General features: G+C 59.0%; 12 protein-coding genes. 5 read left to right on the forward strand and 7 right to left on the reverse strand.

Annotation, left to right across the window (positions count from 1 at the left end; translation table 11 throughout):
* The first annotated feature begins 3 nt into the window (after nucleotides 1-3).
* Nucleotides 4-1,683 carry an AsmA family protein gene (locus AC6I7Z_RS19215; RefSeq protein ID WP_497815352.1) on the forward strand — a complete coding sequence of 560 codons (1,680 nt, stop codon included), beginning with the start codon at nucleotides 4-6 and terminating at the stop codon, nucleotides 1,681-1,683.
* A gap of 36 nt (nucleotides 1,684-1,719) precedes the next feature.
* On the opposite strand, the gene fabY is transcribed toward AC6I7Z_RS19215, so the two are convergent.
* From fabY to typA, 5 genes are all read right to left on the reverse strand, one after another.
* Nucleotides 1,720-2,667 (reverse strand): fatty acid biosynthesis protein FabY, encoded by a 948-nt coding sequence (gene fabY / locus AC6I7Z_RS19220; protein ID WP_033754253.1) that lies wholly within the window; start codon nucleotides 2,665-2,667, stop codon nucleotides 1,720-1,722.
* Between the two features lie 59 nt (nucleotides 2,668-2,726).
* Entirely contained in the window at nucleotides 2,727-3,164 is a 438-nt protein-coding gene (gene dtd / locus AC6I7Z_RS19225; protein ID WP_497815353.1) for a D-aminoacyl-tRNA deacylase, read from the reverse strand.
* On the reverse strand, nucleotides 3,161-4,030 hold the full coding sequence (locus tag AC6I7Z_RS19230) for a virulence factor BrkB family protein (protein ID WP_497815475.1): 870 nt from the start codon (nucleotides 4,028-4,030) through the stop codon (nucleotides 3,161-3,163). The genes dtd and AC6I7Z_RS19230 overlap by 4 nt, the downstream gene beginning before the upstream one ends.
* A 3-nt stretch (nucleotides 4,031-4,033) precedes the next feature.
* A complete protein-coding gene (yihX, locus tag AC6I7Z_RS19235) occupies nucleotides 4,034-4,630 on the reverse strand; it encodes a glucose-1-phosphatase (protein WP_033754247.1) in 597 nt (198 codons plus the stop codon).
* 198 nt (nucleotides 4,631-4,828) lie between these two features.
* Nucleotides 4,829-6,649 (reverse strand): ribosome-dependent GTPase TypA, encoded by a 1,821-nt coding sequence (gene typA, locus AC6I7Z_RS19240; protein ID WP_033754244.1) that lies wholly within the window; start codon nucleotides 6,647-6,649, stop codon nucleotides 4,829-4,831.
* A gap of 435 nt (nucleotides 6,650-7,084) precedes the next feature.
* Here typA and glnA point away from each other — a divergent pair, with 435 nt between their 5' ends.
* The 4 genes from glnA to AC6I7Z_RS19260 all read left to right on the forward strand — a co-directional run bounded on the left by glnA (nucleotide 7,085) and on the right by AC6I7Z_RS19260 (nucleotide 11,409).
* On the forward strand, nucleotides 7,085-8,494 hold the full coding sequence (glnA, locus tag AC6I7Z_RS19245; protein WP_434126487.1) for a glutamate--ammonia ligase: 1,410 nt from the start codon (nucleotides 7,085-7,087) through the stop codon (nucleotides 8,492-8,494).
* A 220-nt stretch (nucleotides 8,495-8,714) separates the two neighbouring features.
* Complete coding sequence (gene glnL, locus AC6I7Z_RS19250) at nucleotides 8,715-9,764, forward strand: nitrogen regulation protein NR(II) (protein ID WP_033754238.1); 1,050 nt, start codon at nucleotides 8,715-8,717, stop codon at nucleotides 9,762-9,764.
* 7 nt (nucleotides 9,765-9,771) lie between these two features.
* Nucleotides 9,772-11,181, forward strand: coding sequence for a nitrogen regulation protein NR(I) (gene glnG / locus AC6I7Z_RS19255; protein ID WP_033792920.1), 1,410 nt, complete (start codon nucleotides 9,772-9,774; stop codon nucleotides 11,179-11,181).
* Between the two features lie 102 nt (nucleotides 11,182-11,283).
* Nucleotides 11,284-11,409: a YshB family small membrane protein gene (locus AC6I7Z_RS19260; RefSeq protein WP_147632217.1), complete on the forward strand. Its 126-nt coding sequence runs from the start codon at nucleotides 11,284-11,286 to the stop codon at nucleotides 11,407-11,409.
* 24 nt (nucleotides 11,410-11,433) lie between these two features.
* On the opposite strand, the gene hemN is transcribed toward AC6I7Z_RS19260, so the two are convergent.
* Both hemN and yihI read right to left on the reverse strand, forming a co-directional pair.
* Nucleotides 11,434-12,807: an oxygen-independent coproporphyrinogen III oxidase gene (gene hemN, locus AC6I7Z_RS19265; RefSeq protein WP_497815354.1), complete on the reverse strand. Its 1,374-nt coding sequence runs from the start codon at nucleotides 12,805-12,807 to the stop codon at nucleotides 11,434-11,436.
* 230 nt (nucleotides 12,808-13,037) lie between these two features.
* Nucleotides 13,038-13,556 carry a Der GTPase-activating protein YihI gene (gene yihI, locus AC6I7Z_RS19270; RefSeq protein ID WP_497815355.1) on the reverse strand — a complete coding sequence of 173 codons (519 nt, stop codon included), beginning with the start codon at nucleotides 13,554-13,556 and terminating at the stop codon, nucleotides 13,038-13,040.
* Nucleotides 13,557-13,618 lie beyond the last annotated feature (62 nt).

The following is a 13,618-nucleotide window of genomic DNA, read 5'->3' on the forward strand; positions in this document are numbered from 1 at the left end:
ACAATGAAATTTCTTGGAAAATTTTTTCTTACGGTACTGCTGCTACTGGTGCTAAGCCTGGTGGTGATCTACGTTCTGTTGCAGACGCAATGGGGCGCAGGCTGGTTCAGCCGCTACGTGAGCGACAAAACCGCCTGGCATCTCTCGCTCAGCAAGATTGAGCATAACTTCTCCTCGCCTTCGCACATCATTCTCGACGACTTCACCTTTGGTCATGACGGCCAGCCGGCCGCAGTGGTGGCGAAGCGCGTCGATCTCGGACTCGCGCTGCTGCAGTTCAGCGATCCGCTGAATTTTGGCAGCATCGCGCTGCGCGACGGCGTGGTGAATCTGGCGAACCTGACGCCTGGCGACACCCTGCCTTTCCAGGCGGGACGCCTGCAGCTGAACAATATGCGCATTGACAGTCCAGACACGCCGCTGCCGCTTGCGGCTCAGCAGGTAAACGGCGGCGTTATGCCGTGGAAACCCACGACGAAGAGCATGCTGGGCAGCGACGCGCAGTTTCAGATGAGCGCAGGCGACCTGACGCTGAACAAGGTGTCAGGCGCTAACGTCCTGATTCAGGGCAGCGTATCGCAGGGCCGCATGCTGTTCAGCAACGTCGGCGCCGATCTGGCGCGCGGTTCAATGACCGGCAGCGCCGAGCGCGATGCGCAGGGCAACTGGCTGATCCGCCAGCTTCGCCTCAACGATATTCGCCTGCAAACCGCCCAAAGCCTGACGGACTTTCTGCGGCCGATTCAGGCGCTGCCTTCCGTCACCATTAACCGTCTGGATATGACCGACGCGCGCCTTCAGGGCCCGGACTGGGCAGTCACCGATCTCGATCTGACGCTGAAAAACCTGACCTGGCAAGGCGACGACTGGCGCAGCGACGACGGTTCGCTCTCGCTGAACGCCAGCAACTTTATCAATGGACGCTTCGAGCTTAACGATCCGATCCTCAATCTCGATCTGTCGTCGCAGGGCATCGCCCTGACCCAGTTCAGCTCGCGCTGGGCCAACGGCGTAATCCGCGCCGACGGCAGCTGGAGCCGCAGCGACCAGCGTCTGACGCTGAATAATCTGGCGGTCGCCGGGCTGGAATATACCCTGCCGGAAAACTGGCGCGATCGCTGGCAGGCAGCGCTGCCGACCTGGCTCGATTCGCTGGAGGTGCGACGTTTCACCTCTAATCGCAACCTGATCATCGATATCAATCCGGCGTTTCCGTTTCAGATGACCTCGCTGGAGGGCAGCGGCGAGAATCTGCTGCTGGCGCGTCAGCATCAGTGGGGGATCTGGTCAGGCAAGCTGAGTCTCAACGCCGCCGAAGCGACGTTTAACCGCGTTGATCTGCGTCATCCGTCGCTGTCGCTTATCGCCGACGATCGGCAGATTCAGGTCACGGAGATGAGCGCCTTTAGCGGCAATGGACTGCTGGAAGGCTCGGCCAGCGTCGGCCAGCAGCCCGATCGCCCGGTAGCGCTGACGCTGAAAGGCCAGGCAGTGCCCGCTGGAATACTGCAAAACTGGGGCTGGCCTGCGCTGCCGGCGAGCGGCCCGAGCAATTTCCAGCTTCAGCTCAACGCCTCGCTCAAGGCGGACACGCCGCTGAAATCTTCGGCCAACGGCTCGCTCTCGCTGCGCACCGATACGCAGCAGGTTCAGCAGCAGATGCAGGCGGGCGAAGTGAGATAAAGAGAGCATCAGGGCCGCATTATCGGCCCTGATGCTTTAGTTGATGCGCGCGCCGGAGCCGCCCTCTTCTAACGGCTCGTCGGGATCGGCGGGCAGTACGATATAGACCCCTTCAAACACCGCGCCCGGCTCCTCATTGCCGTACAGCTCGACTTCAAGGCGCACGCGCGCTTTGCGACCGCGCGCCAGGCGATCCAGATCGCCGCTCATCGAACCGATATCGGCAATCGCGCCGGGACGTCCGGCGATCGGTTTGCTGTAGCGAATATGGGCGTCCGCCAGGATGATGGTGCCGCCAAGATGGCGCTCGCGTAGCAGCAGCCAGATCAACCCCCAGCCGGTCAGGGTCGCCAGCGAGAAGAGGCTGCCGGCAAACAGGGTATGGTGCGGGTTCTGGTTGCCGGTTTCCGGCATGGTGGTGATAAATTTCTGGCCGGTGAACTGCAAAATGCGCACGCCCATCTTCTCGCTGAGCGGAATATTGTCGTACCAGGCCTGCTGCAGCTGACCGCACCAGTCGGCGCGATGCAGAATATCGTCCAGCGTCACCACCGGTTTAATCATCAGGAAGTGACGCACCGGCGTGGTCTGCGGCGCGGTAATCTCTCCCTGATTGAGGTAGCCCAGCTTGGCGAAGAACTCCACCGCGTCTTCGCGCGCGGCGCAGGTCACGCGCTTGACGCCTTCCTGCCGCGCCACCGATTCCAGCGTCATCGCCACCAGCGTGCCCAGCCCTTTCCCCTGCACTGAGGGATGGACGGCGAGGAAGCGAATCGACGCTTCGTTGTCGGCGTTGATATAGAGACGTCCGGCGGCCACCGGCTGGCCGTGCTCGTCCACCACCATCTGATGATGCGCCAGCGCGTCCCAGCCGTCCCGCTCCGAGCCCTGCGGCTGGCGCAGCGGCTTGCGTAGCATTTCCCAGCGGAACTGGTAGTACATATCCAGCTCTTCCGCCGTTTGCGGTACCCGAAGATGATACATAAAGTGGTTCTCTCGTTCTGAGCTTGCGTGGCCGATCCCGTGCCGCTCGGCTGCCAGACTCACACCTGCAACCAGAAGGTGACAGGACCATCGTTGACCAGCGAAACCTGCATATCAGCGGCGAAGCGTCCGTTGGCGGTGGTTACGCCCTGGCGACGACAGCAGTCGCTGAAATATTCATACAGGCGATTCGCCTCAGCGGGCGCCGCGCCGCCGGAGAAAGAGGGGCGCATGCCTTTTTGCGTATCCGCCGCCAGCGTAAACTGCGACACCACCAGCACGCTGCCGCCCGCCTGCTGGACATTAAGGTTCATTTTTCCCTGCTCATCGCCGAAGATGCGGTAGCCCAGCACTTTTTCCGCCAGCCGCTCGGCGCGCTTCTCATCGTCCTCTTTTTCCACCCCTAACAGCACCAGCAGGCCAGGACCGATTTCGCCCACCACCGCGCGATCCACGCTGACGCTGGCGCTGAGTACTCGTTGAATCAACGCAATCATGCAACCTCTCGTTCTTTTTCGCCTTCCTGTTGTTTTAGCTGGCGATAATCGCCCAGCGTCGCGGTAATTTCCGCGCCTAACAACACAATACACCAGGTCCAGTAGACCCAGAGAAACAGGATTGGAATAACCGCCAACACGCCGTAAATCAGCTGGTATGAAGGAAACATCGTAACATAGAGCGCAAAGCCCTTTTTACCCAGCTCAAACAGCGCGCCCGCCACCAGCGCGCCGATTAAGGCGTCGCGCGACGGCACGTTGCGCGTCGGCACAATGCTGTAAAGCAGCCAAAACGCGAGCCAGGAGAGCAGCAAGGGAAACACCCGCAGCACCTGATCGATAACGCCGTACACCCCGCTGGCGCTTATCCAGCGCAGCGAGAGCAGGTAGGAGCTGATCGCCAGGCTGGCGCCGGCCAGCAGCGGCCCCAGCGTCAGGATCATCCAGTAGACGGCGAAAGAGTAAACCAGCGGGCGCTTCTTATGGCTGCGCCAGATGGTGTTGAGCGCGGTATCCACCGAATGCATCAGCAGCAGCGCGGTGACAATCAGCCCTATCGCGCCCAGCGCCGTCATACGGTGCACGTTGGCCACGAACTGATCCAGATAGCGCTCCACCACGTTGCCGGTCGCCGGCACAAAATTGGCGAAGATAAAATTTTTCAGCTGAACGCTGACTTCAGAGAAGACCGGAAACGCGGAGAAAAGCGCAAACACCACAGCGATCAGCGGCACCAGCGCCAGCAGCGAGACAAAGGCCAGATTGCCGGCCTGCGTCGTCATGTTGTCGTCGTCGATGCGTTTCCACAGCAGCCTGAGCCACAGCCAGAGCGCGTGGCAGGTCGAAATAAAAGGGCGCGACGTCATCATTCAACGATGGCTTGCCAGCCAGGTCGGCACGGTTTTGCTGTCGGTGACCAGTACGCTTCTGATGCCCAGCGCCTCCGCCCCTGCGATGTTATCCGCATTATCGTCAAAGAAGATCGCCTGATCGGCGCGATAGCCCTCTTGCTGCAGCACGTGCTCGAAGATACGCGCTTCAGGCTTGCGCATTCCCAGCTCCTGCGACAGATAGATGGCGTCCGCCGCTGCGCGCACTTCCGGATACTGCGTCGGCCAGAATTCCGTATGCAGCTTATTGGTGTTGGAGAGGATCACTACGCGATGCCCGTCGGCGCGAAGCTGGTTCATCAGCGCCAGCGTATCAGCGCGCGCGCCCATAAATACCGCCTGCCAGCCCGCCACGAACTGCTCGTAGCTCAGCGCAATGTCGAGCCGCTCGCACAGCTCCGCGGCGAAATGTTCGTCGCTGATCTCGCCGCGCTCGTGCTGCTCAAACGCCTCATCCATCTGGAAGCGGCTTTGCAGCAGCGCCAGCGGTACGCGGCCGAGGTCACTCCAGACGCCCAGCACGCGATTGAAATCGATATCAACAATCACATTGCCTAAATCAAAAATGTACAACATGTCGTTACTCCTCTGGTTCCCTGGATCATTCACTCTAGCGGCAAAACCAGGGGCTGAACAGGTAACAGGCAGGAGAAAATCCGTTATGGTAGCTGACGCAGGCGGGCGGTGCCGCTGCGGCGGGACAATGCGCGTCAGAAAGGCGGCAGGAATAAAAAAAGCCCCGCTGAGCGGGGCTTTTTATCAGAGCGAAACGTCTTACTCTTTCGGACCGCGCGACGCGCGTTTGCGGTCGTTTTCGGTCAGGTGACGTTTACGGATACGCACCGACTGCGGCGTGACTTCAACCAGCTCGTCGTCATCGATGAATTCGATGGCCTGTTCAAGGGTCATCTTCACCGGCGGCACCAGCGTGGTCGCTTCATCCGTACCGGAAGCACGCATGTTGGTCAGCTTCTTACCGGTCAGGCAGTTAACGGTCAGGTCGTTGGAGCGGCTGTGAATACCGATGATCTGGCCTTCATAGACTTCCGCGCCGTGGCCCAGGAACAGCTTGCCGCGATCCTGCAGACCGAACAGGGCGAAGGCAACCGCTTTACCCTGGCCGTTAGAGATCAGCACGCCGTTCTGACGCTGGCCCACTTCGCCCGGACGAATGTCGTCATAGTGGCTGAAGGTGGAATAGAGCAGACCGGTACCTGAAGTCATGGTCATGAATTCGTTACGGAAGCCGATCAGACCACGGCTCGGAATAACGTAGTCAAGACGCACGCGGCCTTTGCCATCCGGATCCATGTTTTTCAGATCGCCTTTACGCTCGCCCATGGCTTGCATAACCGCGCCCTGGTTGTTCTCTTCGATATCCAGCGTGACGTTCTCGAACGGCTCTTGTTTACGGCCGTCGATTTCACGGAAGATAACTTTCGGACGGGAAACCGCCAGTTCGAAGCCTTCGCGACGCATGTTTTCGATCAGCACCGACAGGTGCAGTTCGCCACGGCCCGATACGCGGAACGCGTCCGCATCTTCGGTTTCTTCTACGCGCAGCGCAACGTTGTGCACCAGCTCTTTGTTCAGGCGCTCAAGGATCTGACGTGAAGTCACATACTTGCCTTCCTGACCGCAGAACGGCGAGGTGTTGACGTTGAAGAACATGGTCACGGTCGGTTCGTCGACGCTCAACGCCGGCAGCGCCTCTACATTCTGCGGATCGCAGATGGTATCGGAGATGTTCAGCTCGCCCAGGCCGGTGATCGCGATGATGTCGCCCGCTTCCGCCAGGTCGGTGTCGATACGCTCCAGGCCCAGGTGGCCCAGCACTTTACCGACTTTACCGTTGCGCGTTTTGCCTTCGCTGTCGACAACGGTCACCTGCTGGTTCGGCTTAACTTTACCGCGCTTGATGCGGCCGATGCCGATCACGCCCAGGTAGTTGTTGTAGTCCAGCTGCGAAATCTGCATCTGCAGCGGCGCGTCAACTTCCACCTGCGGCGGAGAAACGTGCTCGACGATCGCCTGGTACAGCGGGGTCATATCTTCAGCCATGTCGGTGTGATCCAGACCGGCGATGCCCTGCAGCGCAGATGCGTAAATGATCGGGAAATCAAGCTGCTCGTCGGTCGCGTCCAGGTTGACGAACAGGTCGAATACCTGGTCAACAACCCAGTCAGGACGCGCGCCCGGACGGTCAATTTTGTTGATTACAACGATCGGCTTCAAACCATGGGCAAAGGCTTTTTTGGTCACGAAGCGAGTTTGCGGCATAGGGCCATCCATCGCATCGACAACCAGCAGCACCGAATCAACCATGGACATGACGCGCTCTACCTCACCGCCAAAGTCGGCGTGTCCTGGGGTATCAACGATGTTGATACGGTAGTCATTCCATTTGATAGCGGTGTTTTTAGCGAGGATGGTAATTCCACGCTCTTTCTCCAAATCGTTGGAGTCCATCACACGCTCAGTCGCTTCGGTACGCGCGTCAAAGGTACCGGACTGTTGCAGCAGCTTATCAACCAGGGTGGTTTTACCATGGTCTACGTGCGCGATGATGGCGATGTTACGCAAATTTTCGATCACAACTTTGCCTCAGGCATTAGAAATAGCGCGCTATTGTACACGGATTAAGCGGGATACTGAACACGATCACACTTTTCACCTGAAGTTTATTGCACTGGCGGAAATTTGCGCTGGATGCGGTGCACTTAATGCACTAAGTTGGATGCTCGCACCATTTTGGTGCTACAAAAAGGCGGCAAAGCACAATTTTGGTGCAAATTCGCCAGCCTGGTGCAGCGCGCTGGCAACAAAAGGGTGCGCACAGGCGGGATTTAGCCGCAAAAAAGAAAGTTGGCACAGAATTCGCTTTATCTCTTTCAAGCGAAAACAGCAGTTGCACGACGGTTGCAGAGCTTGCCGAGATCGGTTGGTTGGGAATGGCGGTCAGACACTTCAGGTTTCAGACGACGCAGCCACTCACCACGATGACAATGACCATTTCCAGGAGAGTTGAGTATGTCCGCTGAACACGTTCTCTCGATGATGAACGAGCACGAAGTTAAGTTTGTTGACCTGCGTTTTACCGATACCAAAGGTAAAGAACAGCACGTTACTATCCCTGCTCACCAGGTTAACGCTGACTTCTTCGAAGAAGGCAAAATGTTTGACGGCTCCTCTATCGGCGGCTGGAAAGGCATTAACGAATCAGACATGGTGCTGATGCCGGACGCGACCACCGCCGTTCTGGATCCGTTCTTCGAAGACCCGACGCTGATCATCCGTTGTGACATCCTCGAGCCAGGCACCATGCAGGGCTACGATCGCGACCCGCGCTCTATCGCCAAACGCGCTGAAGAGTATCTGCGCTCGTCCGGCATCGCCGACACCGTGCTGTTTGGACCGGAGCCGGAATTCTTCCTGTTCGACGACATCCGTTTCGGCTCTTCAACTTCCGGTTCGCACGTCGCTATCGACGATATCGAAGCGGCCTGGAACACCGGCAAAGAGTACGAAGGCGGCAACAAAGGCCACCGTCCTGGCCTGAAAGGCGGCTATTTCCCGGTTCCGCCGGTCGACTCCGCGCAGGATATCCGTTCTGCCATGTGTCTGACCATGGAGCAGATGGGCCTGGTGGTTGAAGCGCACCACCACGAAGTGGCGACCGCTGGCCAGAACGAAGTGGCGACCCGCTTCAACACCATGACCAAGAAAGCGGACGAAATTCAGATCTACAAATATGTGGTGCACAACGTCGCGCACGCCTACGGCAAAACCGCGACCTTTATGCCGAAGCCGATGTTCGGCGACAACGGTTCAGGCATGCACTGCCATATGTCGCTCTCTAAAGGCGGCGTGAACCTGTTCGCAGGCGACAAATACGGCGGCCTGTCTGAAACCGCTCTGTTCTACATCGGCGGCATCATCAAGCACGCGAAAGCGATCAACGCGCTGGCGAACCCGACCACCAACTCCTACAAGCGTCTGGTGCCTGGCTACGAAGCGCCGGTTATGCTGGCTTACTCTGCCCGTAACCGCTCCGCCTCTATCCGTATTCCGGTTGTCGCCAGCCCGAAAGCACGCCGTATCGAAGCGCGCTTCCCGGATCCGGCCGCTAACCCGTACCTGGCGTTCACCGCGCTGCTGATGGCTGGCCTGGACGGCGTGATCAATAAGATCCACCCGGGCGATGCGATGGACAAAAACCTGTACGATCTGCCGCCGGAAGAAGAAGCGGAGATTCCAAAAGTTGCGGGTTCGCTGGAAGAAGCGCTGAACGCACTGAACGAAGATCGCGAGTTCCTGACCCGCGGCGGCGTGTTCACCGACGACGCCATCGATGCCTACATCGAACTGCGTAAAGTTGAAAACGACCGTATCCGCATGACGCCGCATCCGGTTGAGTTCGAACTTTACTACAGCGTTTAATCTTTATTCTGCACCGGTCGCGTTGCCGCCCAGGCGGCAACAGGATAGATCCCGAGGCTGCTAACGCAGCGGCGACGCGCAAGGCGCAGAAGATTTTTGTTGCCGTGGAAACTTTAGCCCATCTCCGGATGGGCTTTTTTCGCCGCGAAATCATCGTTCAGCCGTCTGGAAACAGGCGCGGAAGAGTATAATGCACTAAATTAGTGCAGAGGAACGCTGTATGGCAACTGGCTCCCTGCCCGACGCGGGGCAAATTCTCAACTCCCTGATAAACAGTATTCTGCTGGTGGACGACGATCTGGTCATCCACTACGCCAACCCGGCGGCGCAGCAGTTACTGGCGCAAAGCTCACGCAAATTGTTCGGCACGCCGCTGCCCGATCTGACCGGCTACTTTTCGCTGAATATCGAGGTGATGCGCGAGAGTCTGGAGGCTGGCCAGGGCTTTACCGACAGCGAAGTGACGCTGGTGGTCGACGGCCGCGCGCACGTGATGGCGCTGACGGCGCAACGGCTGCCGGACGGTTTTATTCTGCTGGAGATGGCGCCGATGGATAACCAGCGCCGTCTCAGCCAGGAGCAGCTTCAGCATGCGCAGCAGGTGGCGGCGCGCGATCTGGTGCGAGGACTCGCACACGAAATTAAAAATCCGCTGGGCGGGCTTCGCGGCGCGGCGCAGCTGCTGTCGCGCGCGCTGCCCGATCCGTCGCTGAACGAATATACCAAAGTCATTATCGAGCAGGCGGACCGCCTGCGTAATCTGGTGGATCGTCTGCTCGGTCCGCAGCAGCCTGGCATGCATATCACGCAGAGCATTCATCAGGTTGCGGAACGGGTGGTGAATCTGGTGTCGATGGAGCTGCCGGAGAATGTCGCGCTGGTGCGCGATTACGATCCCAGCCTGCCGGAGCTGCCGCACGATCCCGATCAGATTGAGCAGGTGCTGCTGAACGTGGTGCGCAACGCGCTGCAGGCGCTAGGCGATGAGGGCGGTACCATTATTCTACGCACCCGCACCGCCTTCCAGCTTACGCTGCACGGCACGCGCTATCGTCTGGTGGCGCGCATCGACGTTGAGGATGACGGCCCGGGCATTCCGGCGCAGCTGCAGGATACGCTGTTCTATCCGATGGTGAGCGGTCGCGAAGGCGGCACCGGCCTGGGTCTCTCTATCGCCCGTAGCCTGATTGATCAGCATTCAGGAAAAATTGAGTTCAACAGTTGGCCTGGACACACCGAATTTTCGGTTTATCTGCCTATTCGCCAGTGAGGTTTCTATGCAACGAGGGATAGTCTGGATCGTCGATGACGATAGCTCCATCCGCTGGGTGCTTGAACGCGCGCTTACTGGAGCCGGGTTAAGCTGCGCCACTTTCGACAGCGGCAATGAGGTGCTGGATGCGCTCTCGAGCAAAACCCCAGACGTTTTACTGTCAGATATTCGCATGCCGGGCATGGATGGGCTGGCGCTGCTGAAACAGATTAAGCAGCGTCATCCGATGCTGCCGGTCATCATTATGACGGCGCACTCCGATCTCGACGCGGCCGTCAGCGCTTATCAGCAAGGGGCGTTCGACTATCTGCCGAAGCCCTTTGATATTGATGAGGCGGTAGCGCTGGTCGAGCGCGCCATTAGTCACTATCAGGAGCAGCAGCAGCCGCGCAATCAGCCGGTCAGCGGCCCCACCACCGATATCATCGGCGAAGCGCCGGCGATGCAGGATGTCTTCCGCATTATCGGCCGCCTGTCGCGCTCGTCGATCAGCGTGCTGATCAATGGCGAATCGGGAACCGGAAAAGAGCTGGTCGCGCATGCGCTGCATCGTCACAGCCCGCGCGCCAAAGCGCCTTTTATCGCCCTCAATATGGCGGCTATCCCAAAAGATTTGATCGAGTCAGAGCTGTTCGGTCATGAAAAAGGGGCGTTTACCGGCGCGAATCAGATTCGTCAGGGCCGTTTCGAGCAGGCCGACGGCGGCACGCTGTTTCTGGATGAGATCGGCGATATGCCGCTCGACGTGCAGACGCGCCTGCTGCGCGTGCTGGCCGACGGGCAGTTTTACCGCGTCGGCGGCTATGCGCCGGTCAAAGTCGACGTGCGCATTATTGCGGCCACGCACCAGAATCTTGAGCTGCGGGTGCAGGAAGGCAAATTCCGCGAAGACCTGTTCCACCGGCTGAACGTGATCCGCGTGCATCTGCCGCCGCTGCGCGAGCGCCGTGAGGATATTCCTCGCCTGGCGCGCTATTTCCTGCAGGTGGCGGCCCGCGAGCTGGGCGTCGAGGCGAAAATTCTTCATCCAGAAACCGAAGCGGCGCTGACGCGTCTGCACTGGTCCGGCAACGTGCGTCAGCTGGAGAACACCTGCCGCTGGCTGACGGTAATGGCGGCCGGTCAGGAAGTGCTGATTCAGGATCTGCCTCCTGAGCTGTTCGAGTCCAGCACGCCGGACAATCCGGTGCAGTCGCTGCCGGACAGCTGGGCGACCCTGCTGGCGCAGTGGGCCGACCGCGCGCTGCGTTCCGGTCATCAAAACCTGCTCTCGGAAGCGCAGCCGGAGATGGAGCGCACCCTGCTGACCACTGCCCTGCGCCATACGCAGGGACATAAACAGGAAGCGGCAAGGCTGCTGGGCTGGGGGCGTAACACCCTCACGCGTAAGCTGAAAGAGCTGGGCATGGAGTAACGAGCGCGCGGCAAGGCGATTTTTTACACAAAACGTCGCCTTGCCCCGCTTTACATGCCGATGCCGTTCAGTATCATACCGGCGGCTATCGGGAGATGAACGATGTTAGATTCTTTTCTTCACATGATTTCGCACAATGTCGCCGTTATCGGCAGCGCCTTCGGTCACTCGCCGCAGGCGGCCTTCGCCACCGTACTGTGCGCCATCATGGTCAACCTGTTTAACTAAACTCCGCGCCAGCGCATTTTCGCCTTAAATCACGCGCGAAAACTGCTGCTGGCGCGCCTTCTGGCGTAGATAAACGTCAAAGCACATGCAGATGTTGCGGATCAGCAAACGGCCTGCGCCAGTGACCTGCAAACCGCCCGCCCGGCGCTCCACCAGCCCATCGTCGATCAGCGGCTGTAACAGCGCTAAATCCTCCGCGAAATAGTCGCAGAAGCGAATTGCGTGCTGCGCTTCAATGGCGCTGAAATCGAGCGAGAAGTTGCAAATTAGCTGCTTAATGACGTCGCGACGCAGACAATCGTCCGCGCTAAGCGCTACGCCGCGCCACAGCGCCTCGCCGCGCGTTGCTACCGCGTCGTACCAGCGATTCAGCTCTTTCTCGTTCTGCGCGTAGCTGTCGCCAGTCATGCTGATGGCGGACACGCCGAGCCCCAGCAGATCGCTGTCGCCCTGAGTGGTATAGCCCTGGAAGTTGCGATGCAGCAATCCGGCGCGCTGCGCCTGCGCCAGCTCGTCCTGCGGTTTCGCAAAGTGATCCATGCCGATAAAGTCATAGCCCTGCTGCGTCAGCGTCGCGATGGTCTGCTGCAGGATTTGCAGTTTCTGCTGCGCCGACGGCAGCTCCTGCTCTTTGATTTTACGCTGCGCCGCAAACAGCGCCGGCAGATGCGCGTAGTTGAACACGCTCATGCGGTCCGGATTAAGCGCAATCACGCGCTGCAGGGTATAGGCGAAGCTCTCCGGCGTTTGCAGCGGCAAGCCGTAGATAAGATCGATGCTGGTAGAGTGAAAGCCCTGCTCGCGCGCCCGCGCCATCAGCGCAAAGATCGCCTCTTCGTCCTGAACGCGATTGACGCGCTCCTGCACCGCTTTATTGAAATCCTGCACGCCCATGCTCAGCCGGTTAAAGCCGAGCTGGCGCAGGTGCGAAATGGTATCGGGATCGATTTCGCGCGGATCGACCTCGATCGACATCTCCAGATCGTCCGCCAGGCTGAAGTGATCCCTCAGCAAAGCCACCAGCCGTGAAAGCTGGTCATGATTAAGAAAGGTCGGTGTGCCGCCGCCCCAGTGCAGCTGCGTGACGCGCCGGTCGCGGAACAGCGGCGCGCGCTGGCGGATCTCCTGCGCCAGCGCCTCCAGATAGCGGTCTGCCTTATGCAGCTGGCGCGTTACGACCTTATTGCAGCCGCAGAAATAGCAGAGCTTATGGCAGAACGGGATATGAACGTAGAGCGACAGCGGGCGCTCCGGATAGCGCGCCACGGCACGCAGAAAATCCGCCTCGCCGTAGCTGTCGCTGAATTCAAGCGCAGTAGGGTATGAGGTATAGCGCGGACCGGCATAATTGTATTTTTCAATAAGCCGCTGGTCCCAGGAGACAGGTTGCAAAGACATGCTTACTCCTTCCGGTGACGTCTGAGAGAAGGTCGCGATGCAGAAGAGAGGAAAGGTGGGCGGGACTGAACCCGACGTAAACGTGACTTCAGACGCGACAGGCGGCGTAGTTTAGCCAATAACCCGATGAGATAACACGTCAGCAGCAGCGCTAAAATTGATCCAGGCCAAAACATAACGATTTACCTGTCTGGCGCGGCATGCGCCGGAGCGCATGCCGATCAAAAAACTCAGTTGCCTTTCAGCAGGCGATACATATCTTCTTCGGCCTGCTCATCTTCCGCTTCATCATCCATGTCGATGCCGAGCTGTTCCATCAGTTCATCGATGCGGTCCAGGGTTTCATCCAGCCAGGCCTGCTCTTCCGCCGACAGCGTGTCGCCGTTCTCCATGCGATCCAGCAGCGCGTCGAGACGCTCGCTGTTCTCCAGCTGCGCCAGCTCCTCTTCCGGGCTGAGACGCACTTTTTTCGCGACGGGTTTCGCCGCTTTTTTTACCGGCGCGCTCGCGGTTGCGCCATCCGCCACCAGCGGGATCGGCTTTTTGCTGCCGATGCGCGGATCTTTGGCTTTATTGCCCTGAGCAGATTTTCCCGCGCTGGCAGCAGGATTGGCGCGGCTGCCGGATGCGTTGCCGCGATGCTTTTTATCACGCTTGCGATCGCGTGCGGCCTCGTTAAGTTCTTCGCGCGATTTGCGCTTTGTTTTGCTTGCCGATTTAGCGTGCGCGCCGCGTACAGGTTGCTTCATGATGTCAGGTCTCACTGTTTTTAATCAGTATCAGTATAACCCTCTCACTCCTGACGCTGCTT

This window comes from Pantoea sp. X-Soil-MYKO-1289 (genome assembly GCF_059730625.1).

Excerpts from the sequence above, each read along its gene's own strand:
- AC6I7Z_RS19215 (WP_497815352.1), top strand. The coding sequence starts at position 4 with ATGAAATTTCTTGGAAAATTTTTTCTTACGGTACTGCTGCTACTGGTG.
- fabY (WP_033754253.1), bottom strand. The coding sequence starts at position 2,667 with ATGTATCATCTTCGGGTACCGCAAACGGCGGAAGAGCTGGATATGTAC.
- dtd (WP_497815353.1), bottom strand. The coding sequence starts at position 3,164 with ATGATTGCGTTGATTCAACGAGTACTCAGCGCCAGCGTCAGCGTGGAT.
- AC6I7Z_RS19230 (WP_497815475.1), bottom strand. The coding sequence starts at position 4,030 with ATGACGTCGCGCCCTTTTATTTCGACCTGCCACGCGCTCTGGCTGTGG.
- yihX (WP_033754247.1), bottom strand. The coding sequence starts at position 4,630 with ATGTTGTACATTTTTGATTTAGGCAATGTGATTGTTGATATCGATTTC.
- glnA (WP_434126487.1), top strand. The coding sequence starts at position 7,085 with ATGTCCGCTGAACACGTTCTCTCGATGATGAACGAGCACGAAGTTAAG.
- glnL (WP_033754238.1), top strand. The coding sequence starts at position 8,715 with ATGGCAACTGGCTCCCTGCCCGACGCGGGGCAAATTCTCAACTCCCTG.
- glnG (WP_033792920.1), top strand. The coding sequence starts at position 9,772 with ATGCAACGAGGGATAGTCTGGATCGTCGATGACGATAGCTCCATCCGC.
- AC6I7Z_RS19260 (WP_147632217.1), top strand. The coding sequence starts at position 11,284 with ATGTTAGATTCTTTTCTTCACATGATTTCGCACAATGTCGCCGTTATC.
- hemN (WP_497815354.1), bottom strand. The coding sequence starts at position 12,807 with ATGTCTTTGCAACCTGTCTCCTGGGACCAGCGGCTTATTGAAAAATAC.
- yihI (WP_497815355.1), bottom strand. The coding sequence starts at position 13,556 with ATGAAGCAACCTGTACGCGGCGCGCACGCTAAATCGGCAAGCAAAACA.